This is a genomic window from Micromonospora sp. NPDC007208 (assembly GCF_042869175.1).
Lineage (GTDB): Bacteria > Actinomycetota > Actinomycetes > Mycobacteriales > Micromonosporaceae > Micromonospora > Micromonospora foliorum.
Map to the genome: position 1 here is coordinate 335196 of NZ_JBIAFG010000004.1, position 16491 is coordinate 351686.

10 protein-coding genes are annotated in these 16491 nt (G+C 71.6%); 2 read left to right on the top strand and 8 right to left on the bottom strand.

What is annotated here, in order from left to right:
- Positions 1-854: 854 nt before the first annotated feature.
- The 3 genes from treZ to glgX are packed head-to-tail and all read right to left on the bottom strand — an operon-like array spanning position 855 to position 7001.
- Positions 855-2579, bottom strand: a complete 1725-nt coding sequence (treZ, locus tag ACFYL6_RS10790) for a malto-oligosyltrehalose trehalohydrolase (protein WP_387170049.1) — start codon at positions 2577-2579, stop codon at positions 855-857.
- Positions 2576-4882, bottom strand: coding sequence for a malto-oligosyltrehalose synthase (treY, locus tag ACFYL6_RS10795; protein ID WP_387170051.1), 2307 nt, complete (start codon positions 4880-4882; stop codon positions 2576-2578). The genes treZ and treY overlap by 4 nt, the downstream gene beginning before the upstream one ends.
- Before the next feature lies 1 nt (position 4883).
- Positions 4884-7001, bottom strand: a complete 2118-nt coding sequence (gene glgX, locus ACFYL6_RS10800; RefSeq protein ID WP_387170053.1) for a glycogen debranching protein GlgX — start codon at positions 6999-7001, stop codon at positions 4884-4886.
- A gap of 480 nt (positions 7002-7481) precedes the next feature.
- Here glgX and ACFYL6_RS10805 point away from each other — a divergent pair, with 480 nt between their 5' ends.
- A complete protein-coding gene (locus tag ACFYL6_RS10805) occupies positions 7482-8753 on the top strand; it encodes a glycosyltransferase family 4 protein (RefSeq protein ID WP_387170406.1) in 1272 nt (423 codons plus the stop codon).
- Between the two features lie 252 nt (positions 8754-9005).
- On the opposite strand, the gene ACFYL6_RS10810 is transcribed toward ACFYL6_RS10805, so the two are convergent.
- The 4 genes from ACFYL6_RS10810 to ACFYL6_RS10825 all read right to left on the bottom strand — a co-directional run bounded on the left by ACFYL6_RS10810 (position 9006) and on the right by ACFYL6_RS10825 (position 14115).
- A complete protein-coding gene (locus ACFYL6_RS10810; protein ID WP_091408199.1) occupies positions 9006-10289 on the bottom strand; it encodes a citrate synthase in 1284 nt (427 codons plus the stop codon).
- A 232-nt stretch (positions 10290-10521) separates the two neighbouring features.
- On the bottom strand, positions 10522-12525 hold the full coding sequence (locus tag ACFYL6_RS10815; RefSeq protein WP_387170056.1) for a sulfatase-like hydrolase/transferase: 2004 nt from the start codon (positions 12523-12525) through the stop codon (positions 10522-10524).
- Entirely contained in the window at positions 12518-13948 is a 1431-nt protein-coding gene (locus ACFYL6_RS10820) for a class I SAM-dependent methyltransferase (protein ID WP_387170058.1), read from the bottom strand. The genes ACFYL6_RS10815 and ACFYL6_RS10820 overlap by 8 nt, the downstream gene beginning before the upstream one ends.
- Before the next feature lie 17 nt (positions 13949-13965).
- Entirely contained in the window at positions 13966-14115 is a 150-nt protein-coding gene (locus tag ACFYL6_RS10825) for a hypothetical protein (RefSeq protein WP_165947858.1), read from the bottom strand.
- 200 nt (positions 14116-14315) lie between these two features.
- Between ACFYL6_RS10825 and ACFYL6_RS10830 the strand changes: the two genes are divergently transcribed.
- Positions 14316-15164, top strand: a complete 849-nt coding sequence (locus ACFYL6_RS10830) for an arginase family protein (protein WP_387170407.1) — start codon at positions 14316-14318, stop codon at positions 15162-15164.
- A gap of 12 nt (positions 15165-15176) precedes the next feature.
- Here the strand turns inward: ACFYL6_RS10830 and ACFYL6_RS10835 are convergent, their stop codons facing one another.
- Complete coding sequence (locus ACFYL6_RS10835; protein WP_387170409.1) at positions 15177-16487, bottom strand: glycosyltransferase; 1311 nt, start codon at positions 16485-16487, stop codon at positions 15177-15179.
- Positions 16488-16491: the final 4 nt, after the last annotated feature.

The following is a 16491-nucleotide window of genomic DNA, read 5'->3' on the forward strand; positions in this document are numbered from 1 at the left end:
CACCGTTTTGGCAGGTCAACCCTCCTCTGATGGCAGCGATGACATGGGTGACACCTCAGGGCGCCGTCAGGGACCGGTCGTCCCTTGAGAGCGAGGCCGGGACCTCAGGATCTCAGCTCGCATGATTACTTGACCAGGACTTATACCGACGAGCGACTAGAAGGCCGGCGGCGTGCTCGATCGCCTCGACCGTGGATGTCTCCCGGATGCCGTGCTGTAGGCCGAGGCGGTGCAGTTCGCGCGCGGGGCGTTTTCGCGACTCCCCGGACGGCGGCCTTGCGGCGGTTGACCAGCACGAGATTGGGCTTGAACTGGCGGGTTACCTCCGTAGACACGCGGCGTGTCCATCGTGTCCATTCCCGGGGTCTGCCCACCCGACCGGTCGTAGGGCAGTCTCGTTGGCAGGAACCCGCCGCAGATCGAAGCCGATGGAAGGAGGCCCCAGATGATCCGAGCTAATCGGCCGGAGTTCCTTTGCGTGGCCTATCGGCCTGCCACTGCTGGATGGTCCTGGGCTTCTAAGCCGGGGACAGGCTGAACATGCGGTCGTGTGCGGGCGCCTGACCGCGAGATGCGTACGAGGCCCAGGTGGCAGGGCTGATCGGGGCACCCACCATGGCCAGGTCGGCACGCACATGCTCCGTGGTCAACCAGCCGGTGGGCAGGTCAGCAGCAATCATCAGTACAAGCCTATGCGTTAGTCATCCTTGCATGAACAAAGCGTCGCGCTGCACCTTGCGAATACAACGTCAGGTTGTAGCCGGCTGGACAGCCCGGGAACGGCGGCGCGTGCGCCGTACGCAGGATGCCCTTGTTGGTAACTGGCCTAGAATTGCTTCTGTGGAGCGCACTTGTCACAGCGCCACGATCGCCGCAGTCTCCGCCGGCAACTGGATCCGGTCCCGCATCACGGTGACCCCCTCCCCCGTAGCCAGCAGCACCCGCCGAGCCACCCCAGGCAGCGACACCCCCTGCCCCCGCCCAGCCAGGTTCGCCACGACAAGCGTGTCCCCCCGCCGCATCACCAAGAACTGGTCCCCGTGCTGAACAGAAACAGCGTTCAACCGAGGATCCGACAGGTCAGGAAGAGACCGCCGCAGAGCGATCAACCGCTGATAGAACGACAGCATCGAAGCATGCTCAGGCTTGTCCAGCTCCGCCCAGTCCAACCGCGACCGCACGAACGTCTGCGGGTCCTGCGGGTCGGGCACGTCCCCCTCGGGCCACCCGTGCGCAGCGAACTCCCGCCGCCGCCCGGTCCGCACCGCGGAGGCCAACTCCGGCTCCGGGTGCGAGGTGAAGAACTGCCAGGGCGTAGAAGCCGCCCACTCCTCCCCCATGAACAACATGGGAGTGAACGGCGCGGTCAGCAGCAACGTAGCCCCAACGCGGAGCAGTGAAGGCGACAGCGAAGCCGAGATCCGGTCCCCGGTGGCCCGGTTTCCGATCTGGTCGTGGTTCTGCAGGTAGGCCACGAACCGGTGCCCCGGCACCCGCGGGTCAACCGGCCGCCCGTGGTGCCGGTTGCGGAAGCTAGACCAGGTGCCAGCGTGGAAGAACCCGCCGGTCAGCACGTCGGACAGCGTCTCCAGGGATCCGAAGTCCCCGTAGTACCCCTGCCGCTCCCCCGTCAGCAACGTGTGCAGGGCGTGGTGGGCGTCGTCGTTCCACTGGGCGTGCAGCCCGAACCCGCCCGCCTCGCGAGGCGTGATGAGCCGCGGATCGTTGAGGTCCGATTCGGCGATCAGCGACAGCGGCCGGCCCACGTGCGTCGACAACGACTCCACGGAGATAGCCAGCTCTTCCAAGATGGGAACAGCCCGCGAGTCGTGCAGGGCGTGCACGGCGTCGAGCCGCAGCCCGTCTACGTGGTAGTCGCGTAGCCACATGAGCACGCTGTCGATGATGTAGCGGCGTACCTCGTCGGAGTGCGGGCCGTCCAGGTTGATCGAGCGACCCCAGGTGTTGCTCTGCTCGGCGAGGTAGGGCCCGAACTGCGGCGCGTAGGCCCCGGAGGGCCCGAAATGGTTGTAGACAACGTCGAGGATCACCCCCAGACCGCGAGCGTGGGCGGCGTCGACGAACCGTTTCAGGCCGTCGGGGCCGCCGTAGGGCTCGTGCGGGGCGTACCAGCAGACGCCGTCGTACCCCCAGTTGTGTTCGCCGTTGAAGGCGTTGACCGGGAGCAGCTCGATCAGGTCGACGCCCAGCGACACGAGGTGGTCGAGGCGGTCGATGGCCGCGTCGAAGGTGCCTTCCGGGGTGAAGGTGCCGATGTGCAGCTCGTAGAGGATGCTGCCGGGCAGTTGCCGGCCGGTCCACGCGCTGTCGGACCACGCGAATTCGGCGTGGTCGTAGCGGCGGCTCGGCCCGTGCACTCCCGCAGGCTGCCACGGTGACCGGGGGTCGGGCAGTGGGGTTTCGTCGTCGTTCAGCAGAAAGGAGTAGTCGAGGCCGGCGTCGGGCACGTCGACCCGCCACCAGCCTTCGGCGGCGGCGCGCATCTCGTGGTCGGAGTCGTCGGCCAGACGCAGCCGCACCCGCTCGGCGTCCGGCGCCCACACGCTGAATTCGGTCATCGCGCAGCCTCCACGGAAGTGGTGGAAGGAGTCAGCAGAGCCACGGGATAGTCGGCCAGAAGGTCGTCCAGAGGGGTCTCCCCGCCACTGTAGACCCGGCCGGTGAACAGGTCCTTCATCTCGTGAACGGGAAGTGACAACGCTGTGTCACACCACCCACCGGCGCGGGCCAGGCCCAGCGGCAGCCGGGTCGCCACGGCGATCGCGCCACCCCGGTCGAAGGCGACCACGTGCCGGCCCACCGGCCCGTGCGCGGGCACCGGCCGGTAGGTGGTGAACAGCTCCGGGTGCGCCCGCCGCAACCGCAGGGTCCGCGACACGACGAGCAGCTTCGCCGCTCCGTCGGTGTCGATCGGGGGACGCCAGCCGCCGTCGATCCGTGCCAGCAGCTCTCGGCGTACGTCGAAGTCGACCGGGCGGCGGTTGTCCGGGTCGACGAGGGAGTTGTCCCACAGCTCGGTGCCCTGGTAGGTGTCCGGCACCCCGGGCATGGTGAGTTGGATCAGCTTCTGGCCGAGCGCGTTGCACCAGCCGGCCGGGGTGATCGCGGCGGCGAGTTCGGTCAGCTCGTCGTGCAGGCTCGGGTCGTCGTACATCCGGTCGACCACGGCGTGCAGGGCCTGCTCGAAGGCCGGGTCGGGGTCGGCCCAACTGGTCGAGGCCCCGGCCTCCCGGGCGGCCTTCTCGACGTACGCGTGCAGTCGTTCCCGCTCGATCGGCCACGCGCCGACGGCGGTCTGCCAGAGCAGGTGGGCGAACGACGGGTCGGGCAGCGGCGCGTACTCCATCCAGGTCTTGACCTGCTCGGCCCAGCGGCCCGGCAGCTCGCTGAGCACGGCGAGCCGGGCGCGGACGTCCTCGCCGCGTTTGGTGTCGTGGGTGGAGAGGCTGGTCATGCTGGCCGGCCAGCGGACCTGGTGGGCGCCGGCGAAGCGGTGGAACTCCGCCGGTGGCACCCCGAAGTGGGCGGGGCTGCCGCCGACCTCGTTGAGCGCCACGAACCGGGTCCAGCGGTAGAACGCGGTGTCCTCCACGCCCTTGGCCATCACCGCGCCGCTGAGCTGGGGGAACCGTTGGGCCAGCTCGTCGTCGGGGTTGCGCAGTCGGCGGGTGATCGCGTCCAGGGCGCCGGCCAGGTCGGGGCGGCGGCGGCCGGCCTCGGAGCGGGCGGCGGCGAGGTGCCGGGCGCCGTGCGGCGGGTAGCCCCGGTAGACCGGGAACGCGGCGGCCAGCTCGGCGAGCGCCGCGCGGGCCTGCTCGGTGGGCACCTCGGGGGCGAGGGCGGCCAGCCGGGTCAGCTCGGCGGCGAGGAGTTGGGTGGCGGCGGCCAGTTTGGTGGCGTGGGTCAGGTCCTCCCAGGAGGTGTGCCGCCCGGTCAGGCGGTTGTCCAGCGCGGTGAAGTCACCCTCGGCGTCGGTGTCGACGAAGAGCCCGCTGACCGCGGCCAGGGCCTCGTAGCCGGTGGTGCCGTCCACCGGCCAGTCCGGCAGCTCCTCGCCGTACTCCAGGATCTTCTCCACCACGAGCCAGGCGTTGGGCGCGGCGGCCCGCAACCGGGCCAGGTAGCCGGCGGGGTCGCGCAGGCCGTCCGGGTGGTCGACGCGGATGCCGTCGACCTCCCCGGCGACAGCCCAGCGCAGCACCAGTTCGTGGGTGGCGGCGAAGACCGCCGGGTCCTCCACGCGCAGACCCGCCAGGCCCGCGATGGCAAAGAACCGGCGGTACGTCAGCTCGGCGTCACCGCGCCGCCAGGAGACCAGCTCGTAGTGCTGCCGGTCGTGCACCTCCCGGGCGCTGCCGTCGCCGGTGCCGTCGGCGACCGGGAAGCGGTGCTCGTGGTAGCGCAACTCCCCGTCGACAAGCTTGAGGTCGTCCAGGGCGGCCGGGTCGTCGGCCAGCACCGGCAGCAGCAGCCGGCCCCGGTCCCAGTCGATGTCGAACCAGTCGGCGTACGCCGAGTCGCGCCCCCGGCGCAGCACGTCCCACCAGGGCGGGTTGGCGGCCGGGACGGCGACCCCGGCGTGGTTGGGCACGATGTCGACGACCAGGCCGAGGTGCTTGTCGCGCAGTGCGCGCACCAGCCGCTGCCGGGCGGCCTCCCCGCCCAGCTCCGGGTTGACGGCCCGGTGGTCGACCACGTCGTAGCCGTGCTGGGAGCCGGGCGTGGCGGTCAGCAGCGGGGCGCTGTAGAGGTGGCTGACGCCGAGGTCGTCCAGGTAGTCGACGATCGCGGCGGTGGCGTCCAGGTCGAAGCCGGGGCGGACCTGGACCCGGTAGGTGGCCTTGGGAGGGGTGGCCGGCATGTCAGATCGTCCTCTCCAGCACGACGAGGGACCGGTCCGGCACCCGGATGGTGCCGCCCGCGCTGATCACCGTGGCGTCGCCCGGCTCGGGTTCCGCCGTGCTGATCACCCGTTCCCACTTCTGGCCGTACTCGCTGCCGGGCAGGGTGAAGTCAAGCGGCGCGTCGTGGGCGTTGAAGCAGAGCAGGAACGACGCGTCGTGGTGCTTCTGGCCGTACTGGCCGCGCTCGCGGATGCCCTCGCCGTTGACGAAGAGCGCCACCGAGCGGCCGAAGTCGTTGCCCCAGTCCTCGCCGGTCATCTCCCGCCCGTCCGGGGTGTGCCAGGCCAGGTCGGGCAGCGGCTCGTCGATGCCGCGCCCGTTCACCGGCAGGCCGGTGAAGAAGCGGCGACGCCGGAACACCTGGTGTCGTTTGCGGAACGCGGTGAGCGTCTGGACGAACTCCAGCAGTTGCTCGTCGACGTTGTCCCAGTCGACCCAGGCCAGCTCGCTGTCCTGGCAGTAGACGTTGTTGTTGCCGTGCTGGGTGCGGCCCAGCTCGTCACCGTGGCCGATCATCGGCACGCCCTGCGACAGCATCAGGGTGGCCAGGAAGTTGCGCCGCTGCTTGGCCCGCAGGGCGAGGACCGCCTCGTCGTCGGTGTCGCCCTCGACCCCGCAGTTCCAGGACCGGTTGTGGCTCTCGCCGTCGCGATTTTCCTCGCCGTTGGCCTCGTTGTGTTTGTCGTTGTAGGACACCAGGTCGTTGAGGGTGAACCCGTCGTGCACGGTGACGAAATTGATGCTGTGGAACGGTCGACGGCCGTCGTCCTGGTAGAGGTCGGCGGAGCCGGAGATGCGGGACGCGAACTCGGCGAGGGTGGCCGGCTCGCCGCGCCAGAAGTCCCGCACGGTGTCGCGGTACTTGCCGTTCCACTCCGTCCACAGCGGCGGGAAGTTGCCCACCTGGTAGCCGCCGGGGCCGACGTCCCACGGTTCGGCGATCAGCTTCACCTGGCTGACCACCGGGTCCTGCTGCACCACCTCGAAGAAGGTGGAGAGCCGGTCCACCTCGTAGAACTCGCGGGCCAGGGTGGCCGCCAGGTCGAACCGGAAGCCGTCGACGTGCATCTCGGTCACCCAGTAGCGCAGCGAATCCATGATCAGTTGTAGTGAGTGGGGGCTGCGCACGTTGAGGCTGTTGCCGGTGCCGGTGTAGTCGACGAAGTAGCGGCGGTCCTCCTCGCTGAGCCGGTAGTAGCTCGGGGCGTCCACGCCCTTGAAGCTCAGCGTCGGGCCGAGGTGGTTGCCCTCGGCGGTGTGGTTGTAGACCACGTCGAGGATGACCTCGATGCCGGCCGCGTGCAGCGCCTTCACCATGCCCCGGAACTCCTGCACCTGCTGGCCGGTGCGGCCCAGCGCGGAGTAGCCGTGGTGCGGGGCGAAGAAGCCGATGGTGTTGTAGCCCCAGTAGTTGCGCAGACCCAGGTCGACGAGGCGGTTGTCGTGGATGAACTGGTGCACCGGCATCAGCTCGATCGCCGTCACCCCGAGCCGGGTCAGATAGTCGATCATCGGCGGGGAGGCGATGCCCGCGTACGTGCCGCGCAGCTCCTCCGGAATGTCCGGGTGGCGCATGGTCAGCCCGCGTACGTGCGCCTCGTAGATCACCGAGTGGTGGTAAGGGGTGCGCGGCGGCTTGTCGTTGCCCCAGTCGAAGTACGGGTTGACCACCACCGACTTCGGCATGAACGGCGCCGAGTCGGTCTCCGACATGCGCTCCGGCTCGTCCAGGTCGTAGTCGTAGACCGCCGGGTCCCACTCCACGTCACCGTCGATGGCCTTGGCGTACGGGTCGATCAGCAGCTTGTGCGGGTTGCAGCGCAGCCCGTTCGCCGGGTCGTACGGGCCGTACACCCGGTAGCCGTAGCGCTGGCCCGGCTCGATGCCCGGCAGGTACGCGTGCCACACGTACGCGTCCACCTCGCGCAGCTCGACGCGGCGCTCCGCGCCGGTGTCCCACTCGTCGAAGAGGCACAGCTCGATCCGCTCGGCCACCTCGGAGAAGATGGCGAAGTTGGTGCCCATCCCGTCGTAGGTGGCGCCCAGGGGGTACCGCTCGCCCGGCCAGACCTGCATGTCGCTCCTTAGACCATGGTTATGTGCGCGCCGGCCGACTCCACCCGCGCGCATGCGGGTAGTGCCCCCGGCCCGGGCGCGCCAATCCATCCTTTCAGGCGGTGACCAAAAACCACCTGTCTGATGCGCCGTACACCGATCGGGTGTCCTCCGTCACGATGACCCTTTTCGAGGTGCGTTCTTGGGTCCGATGCACTTTCCTTGACCGGGGACAAGCGTCCGCGCGTGCCCGCCAGGCCCTCGGCCACCCCTTACACCTCTCGCTCCGCCGCCACTGACGCCGGCGCGCACCACCACGCATGGACGGAGATTGATGTGACCCTGCGGGTCGACGAGCAGCTCGCTGCTACCAAGGACCGGGCCCACCGGCCCACCCTGACCTCCCGGACGCCCGCGCAGCCCGGTCCCACCGCGCAGCCCGGCACTCCCGCGCCGGCGCAGTCCGGCCCCGGGGTGCCCCCGCAGACCCGCCGCATCCTCATGCTGTCCTGGGAGTACCCGCCGGTGCTGGTCGGCGGTCTCGGCCGACACGTGCACGCCCTCTCCGTCGCCCTCGCCGCCGCCGGCCACGAGGTCACCGTCGTCACCCGCCACAGCGAAGGCGCACCCCTGGAGGAGTACGCCGACGGCGTGCGCATCCTGCGCGCCCCCGAAGACCCGGTCACCTTCCCCCTCGCCACCGGCTCCCTACTGGCCTGGACCATGGCCTTCAACCACACCCTCACCCGCACCGCCCTGCGCGCCACCCAAGCCGGCTCCTACGACGTCATCCACGCCCACGACTGGCTCGTCGCCCACACCGCGATGACGTTGCGCGACCACCTGGACATCCCGCTGGTCAGCACGATCCACGCCACCGAGGCCGGGCGGCACCAGGGCTGGCTGCCGGAGGAGATGAACCGCACCATCCACGGCGTCGAGCAGTGGCTCAGCAGCGAGTCCAACCGGGTGATCGTCTGCTCCGGCTACATGCGCGACGAGGTGAACGCGCTCTTCGGCGTACCGGCCGCGCGGGTCGACGTGGTCGCCAACGGCGTGGAGCCGCACCGCTGGCGGGTGCCCGCGCGTGCCGTGGCCGCCGCCCGCGCCCGCTTCGCCGGGGACGGCCCGCTGGTCACCTTCGCCGGCCGCCTGGTGTACGAGAAGGGCGTGCAGCACCTGATCGCCGCACTGCCCCGGCTGCGCGAGCGGCACCCCGGGCTGCGCGCCGTGATCGCCGGTGACGGCCCGTACCGCGCCGAACTGGAGGCCGAGGTGCACCGCCGCGGTCTGGGCGGCATGGTCACCATGCCGGGCTTCCTGGGCGGCACCGAACTGCCGGCGCTGATGGCCGCGTCCGACTGCTTCGCCGTGCCCAGCATCTACGAGCCGTTCGGCATGGTCGCCCTGGAAGGCGCCGCGGCCGGCGCTCCCATCGCCGTCGCCGCCACCGGTGGCCTCGCCGAGATCGTCGAACCGGGCGTCACCGGGATGACCTTCCGCCCGCACGACCCGGACAGCCTGACCGACGCCGTGGACGCGCTGCTGTCCGACGCCGACCACGCCCGCGTCATGGCCCGCCACGCCCGCCGGATGGTCCACGACCAGTACGGCTGGGCCGCCATCGCCCAGCGCACCGCCGCCAGCTACGCCGCCGCCATCCACCACGACGCCGCGTTCACCGCCGAGCGCGCCGAGCAGCGGATGTCGCAGGGTCGCGCCCTCCCGGCGATCCCCGAGGGCAACCTCCTCGCCGCCGCCGGCCTGCGCTGACTCCCGCCGGCCGGCCCGTTCGCGCTTGATCGACTCGGTTTCCTTGAAGTCGGGGGGTCCCAGGGCTGGGGACCCCCCGACTTCCGGTTGATCGACTCGACTTCCCGGAAGTCGGGGCGTCCCGGTGCTGCCAATCCCCCGACTTCCTGAAAGCCGAGTCGATCATGCCGGGGCAGGGCAGCTCAGACGCACCGAACGCGGCAGGCCGCCGACCCGGAGGGGTCGACGGCCTGCGGTGAAGCGAGGAGCGGGTCAGCGCTCGCCGAAGGGAACGTAGTCCCGCTCGGCGGAGCCGACGTAGACCTGCCGCGGACGGCCGATCTTGGTCTCCGGGTCGCTGATCATCTCGCGCCACTGGGCGATCCAGCCGGGGAGCCGGCCGAGCGCGAAGAGCACGGTGAACATCTTGGTCGGGAAACCCATGGCCTTGTAGATCAGGCCGGTGTAGAAGTCCACGTTCGGGTAGAGCCGACGGGAGACGAAGAAGTCGTCGGCGAGGGCGATCTCCTCCAGCTCCATGGCGATGTCCAGCAGCGGGTCCGGCTTGGCCATCCGGCCCAGCACGTCCTGCGCGGCCTTCTTGACGATCGCCGCCCGCGGGTCGTAGTTCTTGTAGACCCGGTGGCCGAAGCCCATCAGCTTGACGCCGTCCTGCTTGTCCTTGACCTTGCGGACGAAGGACCGGACGTCGCCGTCGCCGGCGTGGATCTGCTGGAGCATCTCCAGCACCGCCTGGTTGGCGCCACCGTGCAGGGGGCCGAAGAGCGCGTTCACGCCGGCTGAGACCGAGGCGAACAGGTTGGCGTTGCTGGAGCCGACCAGGCGGACGGTCGAGGTGGAGCAGTTCTGCTCGTGGTCGGCGTGCAGGACGAAAAGCATGTCCAGCACCTTCGACATCACCGGGTCGACCTCGTACGGCTCCGCCGGCACGCCGAACGTCATCCGCAGCAGGTTGTCCACGTACCCCAGCGAGTTGTCCGGGTACAGCAGCGGCTGACCGATGGACTTCTTGTACGCGTACGAGGCGATGGTGGGGACCTTCGCCATCAGCCGGACCGTGGAGATCTCCACGTGCTCGGAGTCGAACGGGTCCAGGCTGTCCTGGTAGAAGGTGGACAGGGCGCTCACCGCGGACGAGAGCACCGCCATCGGGTGGGCGTCCCGGGGGAAGCCGTCGAAGAAGCGGCGCATCTCCTCGTGCAGCAGCGAGTGTCGCCGAATCCACTCGGTGAACTCGGTCAGCTGCTGCTCGGTCGGCAGCTCACCGTAGATGAGCAGGTAGGAGACCTCCAGGAAGGAGGACTTCTCGGCCAGCTGCTCGATCGGGTACCCCCGGTAACGCAGGATCCCCGCGTCGCCGTCGATGTAGGTGATCGCGGATGAGGCAGCGGCGGTGTTGACGAAACCGGGGTCGTACGTGGTCATCCCGGTTTCCTTCAGCAGCTTGCTCACCCCGATACCGGCGGGGCCCTCGACCGCGGGATGTACCGGCATCGACAGCTGCCCACCGGGGTGATCGAGCTTGACTTCCGTCATGTGGTTCCTCGCTTCGCCGGCAGATCTACGTTGAATTGCCTTCGCTTCTACCGTAATTGCGGCTCGGGGGACAACGCCCGCCGTGGTTCGGCGGTGAGGTATGCGTCACCCGATTCCCGACCGGGCGGCCGGGAAACCCGCATCCCGCCAGACGGGACCAGACCGGACCAACCCCGAAAGCCGGGGCCGGACCGACCCCGGAGGCCCGGCCGGACCGACCCCGGAAGCCAGATCACGACAGCGCAAGGCGTCGCAGCGTACCGTCCGTCGCGACCTGGAAGACGTCGAGCTTGTTGGTGCCGGCGTGGAACAGCTTGTCGTCGGCGAGCAGCGCGGCGAACCGGCGTCCGCCGGGGTCGGCCGGCACCACGGGGACGACGGCCCCGATGCGGCCGTTGACGGCGACGGCGAGGAGGGTGCCGTCCGGGATCCGGTCCGGTACGTCTCCCCAGACCAGCGCCGGGAGGGTGCCGGTGTCCGGGTCCATGGCGGTGAACGCGGCCAGGTCGGCGACCCGGGCGCTGCCGTCGGCCGGGCCGGCGCGTACCTCGGTGCCGACCAGGGGGTGGGGTGTCGGCAGGGGTGGCGGGGCGGGCACGCCGCCGGGGAAGGTGACCGGTTCGCCGGGGCGGTCGTAGAAGTGCTTCGTACCGTCGGTGCGGGGGGCCTGCCGGGCGGAGCGACCGTCGACCCGCCACGGCAACCGGATGCCGGCCTCGTCGGCCACGGTCGGCAGCAGGTCGACGTGTTCCCAGTTGCGGTCGTCGACCCGGCCGGTCTGCTGCCGGGGTTCCTTGACGAACGTCGGCACCCAGGCGACCTCACCGGCGGCGGCCTTGATGGCGTCCATGCCCCGGCCCTGGGCGCCGGGGCGGAAGCTGACCCCGTGGTCGGCGGTCACCACGACGAGGGCCTGGTCGTAGAGGCCGTTCGCGCGCAGCGTCCGCAGCGTCTCGCCGATCAGCCGGTCGGTGTAGCCGAGTTGGGCGAGGTGCCGCTGCCGGGCCAGGTCGACCCACCCGGCGCCGTCGTTGGGCAGGTCCTCGGGGGCGTCGTAGCGCGCCCCGGACGGCAGGTACGCCCACGGTGAGTGCGGCATCAGCAGGTGCAGGAAGTGCAGGGTGGGCCGGCTCGCCGGCGTCAGCCCGGCCAGGAAGCTGGTGAACCGGGCCGGTTGGTTGTCGTCCAGGCTGTCCCAGCGGAACTTCGGGTCGGCCGGCGCCGGTTCGGCGGCGTCCAGGCCGGCCTCGGCGCGGGTCTGCTCGCGGTAGGAGTCCTCCGGGTCGACCGCGCTCTCGGTGGGCCCGGCGACCCGGCCGAGCAGTTTGCCGGTCTCCCGGACCAGCACGCCGAGCCCCTGCTCCGGGGTGACCGGCTGTTCGCACCGGCTGGGTGGGCAGAGCCGGGTGATGCTCTCCTCGGCGCGGATGTCGTACAGGCCGCCGAAGGCGGTGAAGAGGTTGTCCGGGTACTGCGAGTAGTGCGGGGCGACCGGCTTGGCCGGGTAGCGGCCGGTGAGCATCGCCGGCAACGCGTTCGGCGTCCACCCGCTGACCCCGGTGGAGTTGCGGTACCAGGTGGATCCGCCGGCCAGCTCGGCGAAGTGCGGGTACCGCCCGGCGTCGATCTTCCCGTCCGCGCCGAGCAGGCTGACCAGGGGCAGCTCGTCGAGGATCAGCATGACCACCGGCGGGTGCACGGCCGAGCCCTGCGCGGTGCCGGGCGCGCCGCCGTCGCTGCGCGGCAGGACCACCGCCGAGGTGGGTGAGACGAGCAGGAAGAGCGCCACGAAGGCCACCGGGCCGGCGGCGGCCAGTCGCAACACCCGGCCCGGCGCCCGCCACCGCCGGTGTGCGGCCGCGCCGGCCGCTCCGGCCAGCAGCGCCACCAGCAGCAGGGGTACGCCCCGAAGCGGCGTCACGTGTCGACCCACCTGCACGGCGAGGGCGGCGACCAGCAGCCCGACCAGCCCGGTGTGGGTGATGGCGCGGGCGGTCCGGCCGGCGAGTCGGCTGAGCGTGCCGAGCAGCGCCACCGCGAGTGTGGGAAGCACCGTCACCAGGGCGACCAGCAGCAGGATCTGGGCCGGGTCGGCGCGGTGGAAGAGGAAGAAGTCGGGGCTGCGACCGAGCACGTCCAGCAGTGGCTGGGTGACCACGAGACCGACCAGCGCGACGATCTCCAGCAGCCGACCCAGCTCCCCGCGCCAGCCCCGCTCCCACCGCGGTTCAACCACCCATCACCGTCCGGTAGAGCGTGCGGGTGCCGGAGGGCAGTTCCAGCCGGTCGGTGATCCGTCCCCGGGCGGCGAGCAGCGTCTCGAAGGTGTCGCGTCGGTAGTCCGGAAAGAGACCGGCGGGCTTGTTGGCCAGCAGCCGGGTCGCCATCGGGTCCTCCGGGTGGACGAACTCCACCACCACCGCGCCGCCCGGCGCGGTCAGCCCGGCCAGCCAGTCGATGACCTCCGGCAGCGGCACGTTGCGCCCGATCGCCAGGTGGTGCACCACGGCCAGGGCGAGCACCACGTCGGCGGACGCCCGCTCGGCGAAGCCGGCCCGCTCGACGCCCCGCCAGCCGCCACCCGGCGACGGGTCGGCCAGGTCCAGCACCAGCGGCAGGATGCGGCTCTGCCCCTCGGAGCGCAGCCGTCGGTACAGCTCGTCGACGACGGCCGGGTCCTGCTCGACGGCGACCACGTAGTCGGCGTGGCCGGCCGCCAGCCGGGAGTACCGGCCGTCGTTGGCGCCGAGGTCGAGGACCAGGCGGGGGCGGGTGCCGGCGGCCACCGCGGTGGCCACGAACTGCTCCTTCGCCACCCGGTCGCGGGCCGAGTAGCCGCAGGTGCGTTGGTAGTCCGACCAGTGGCTCTCGGGCGGGCGGCGGTCCAGTTTGCGGACCAGTTTCTCGATGCCGCGTACGGTGGCGAGCAGCAACTCCCGGGAGAAGCCGGCGGCGCGCAGTTGGTCACGGACCTGGGCGGTGCTGGCGGCGGCGTTGCTCTGCTGCATGGCCCCGTGCAGGTGCAGGTGGGTCAGCACGCCGGGGCGCAGCCGGCGGGCCCCGTTGAAGAGCGGCCGCAGCTCGTCGGCCTCGATGCCGTCGACCCGGGCGCGCAGCCACGGTTGGAAGTCGACGCCCAGGTGGGCGGTGAGCATCAGCGGGTAGAGCACGGTCTGGCAGAACTGCCGGTAGCCGGCCCACGGTTCGCCGTCGCGGACCGGCTCGAAGGAGCCGATGTCGATGAAGACCGGTGCGGCGCCCCGCCACTGGAGGTTGTACGCCGAGCCGTCCTTGGTGGTGAAACCCTCGCGCAGCGCGGCGTTCAGGATCTCCATGTGCAGCAGGGCGGCGTCGCGCAGCATGCTGAACGACCACTCGTACGGGTGGGAGACGAACGGGATGCGCTCGTGGCGCAGCACGGCGGCCCACGGCGTGCCGGCCATGGCGGGCACCAGGGTCGGCGGGGCGTCCTCGGTGGCGCAGACCTTGCGCGCGGCGACGAGCGCCGGGAAGAACGTGCTGCCGGTCAGTGCCCGCCAGTGCTCGGCGGCCTGGGGGTCCAGCCCACGCAGCACCTCGTCGCCGACGTGGAAGACCCGGTTGGCCGGGTCCCGGAAGGAGGCCGGCTCGGGCCGTACCTCGGTGGGTGAGATCGCCATCGTCGGGCCTGGCCCGCTCAGCGCTGGTCGGTGGGTTGCCGGCGGAACCGGTCGACCAGCCGTCGCCAGTAGAGCTTCGCGGCGACCGCGGCGCCAGCCACCCCGCCGACGACCGCCTGCACGATCAGGCTGCCGGACCCCGCGTCCAGGTAGGCCAGATGTTCCACCGATCGCTCCTTGCCCTCGCCGCCTCGACACCGGCGTCCCGGGCATGCACCGGTGAGGCTTTTAACCCAGAAAGCCGGACTTGTCCATCACCGTACGCCGGTCCCTGTCGCCGTCGAGGGCACATCGGCGTACTCCCAGCCTCGCCACAGAATGCGGCCGGGACGGCGGACCGCGCCGGTACGCTGCGGACGTGCGCTGGATGATGGTGGACGCGCCGCTGGACTCCTCCGGCGCTGGCCGCGGCGAGGAGCGGGCCCCCACCGCGCTGCGCCGGGCCGGCCTGCGCGAGGCCCTGACCGCCGACGACGACGGGCAGATCGACGAGGCGCGGTTGCGCGCCCCGAACCGCGACCCGGCGAGCGGGGTGATCGGCGCGGCGGGCCTGGTCCGGGCCGGCGGCGCCATCGCGGCACGGATCGGCGCGCTCATCGCGGACGGCCACCGCCCACTGGTGCTCGGCGGAGACTGCGCGATCCTGCCCGGCATCTGCCGAGCCCTGCCCCCGGCGACCGACCTGTGGTTCGTCGACGCCCACCCGGACTTCCTCGACGGCACGACCTCGCCGACCGGTGAGGCCGCCGACATGGACCTCTCGGTGGTCACCGGGTACGGCCCCGCCGCCGCCGTCGGGCCGACCGGCGCGCTGATCGAGCCGAGCCGCGTCCACCTGCTCGGGCACCGCCCGGCCACCGACGAGAGCAGCCGGGTCGAGGCGGCCCGGATCGACCCGGCGATCCGCCAGGTCAACGCCGCCGAGCTGCGGCGCCGGGGCGCGGCGACGGTCGGCGCGGGCCTGGCCGCCGACGGCGACGGGCCGGCCTGGCTGCACCTCGACCTGGACGTGGTGGACCCGCGCGACCTGCCCGCCGTGACCTACCGCGAGCCGGACGGGCCGCGTTGGGCGGACCTGATCGCGCTGGTCACGCCGTTGGCCCGCGCCGACCGGCTGCTCGGGATGAGCGTGACCGACCTGAACCCCGACGAGGACCCCGACGGGCGGCACACCCGCCGCGTCGTCGAGGTCCTCACCGAGATGCTGAGCGGCTGACCGGCCGGCGCCTCAGGTACGGCGGTGGTGCATGCCGAGGCGCAGCAGCACGAACCGCAGCACGGTGGCGGCCAGGTTCGCGGCCACCAGCACGGCCAGCTCCACCGGCCGAGCCGGCACGGCCGAGACGACGTGCAGCACCGCCAACGCGCCACTTGTCAACGCCAGACCGAGGGCGAAGGCCAGCAGCCCCTGCGCGTGGTGCCGGGCGGCGTGGCGGCGTCCGCTGATGCCGAACGTCAGCCGCCGGTTCGCGGCCGTGTTCGCCACCGCGGTCACCAACAACGCCAGCAGGTTCGCCGGCTGCGCGCCGAGCAGGCCCCGGGTGGCCACGAACAGCAGCAGGTACGCGAGCGTGCTCGCCACCCCGACCGCCGCGAACCGGGACAGCTGCCGGGGCAACCCGACCGGCACCTGTCCCGGCAGCGCCGGCCCCGGCCGCACAGGAGGCGCGGTCAGCGGCGTTCCGCCCGGCTCGGCAGGCGGCCCGGTCAGCGGCGTTCCGCCCGCCTGGGCACCCGGCGCGGCCAGCGGCGCCCGGCCGAGCTGCGCGCGCAGGTCGGCCAGGGGCAGCGCGCCGGTCAGCAGCGCCCGACCCAGCCGACCCACGCCACGCAGGTCGGCCAGGGCGGTGGCGATGATGTCGACGCGGCTGTCCGGGTCGTCGACCCAGTCCACCGGCACCTCGTGGATGCGCAGCCCCGCCCTCTGGGCGAGCACCAGCAGCTCGGTGTCGAAGAACCAGCCGGTGTCCCGCACCAACGGCAGCAGCTCCGCGGCCACGTCGGAACGGATCGCCTTGAACCCGCACTGCGCGTCGGAGAACCGCGCCGCCAACGCGCCGCGCAGCAGCAGGTTGTAGGCCCGTGAGATCACCTCCCGCTTGGCGCCGCGCACCACCCGTGAGGTACGCGCCAGCCGGGTGCCGATCGCCAGGTCGGAATGGCCGGAGATGAGCGGCGCGACAAGCGGCAACAACGCCGCCAGGTCGGTGGAGAGGTCCACGTCCATGTACGCCAGCACCGGGGCGGACGACGCCGACCAGGCGGCGGAGAGCGCCCTTCCCCGACCCTTGGCGTCCAGGTGCAGCACCTCGACGCCGGGCAGCTCACCGGCCAGGCCGTCGGCCACCTTCAGGGTGTCGTCGACGCTGGCGTTGTCGGCGACGGTGATCTGGAACGGGTACGGGAAGTGTGCGCTCAGGTGGGCGTGCAGCCGCCGTACGCACGGCCCGAGGTCGACCTCCTCGTTGTAGACCGGGATCACCACGTCCAGCACGGCGGCGGTGGGTCGGGCCCGGATGGCGGCCCGTGGTCCACCCAGCGTG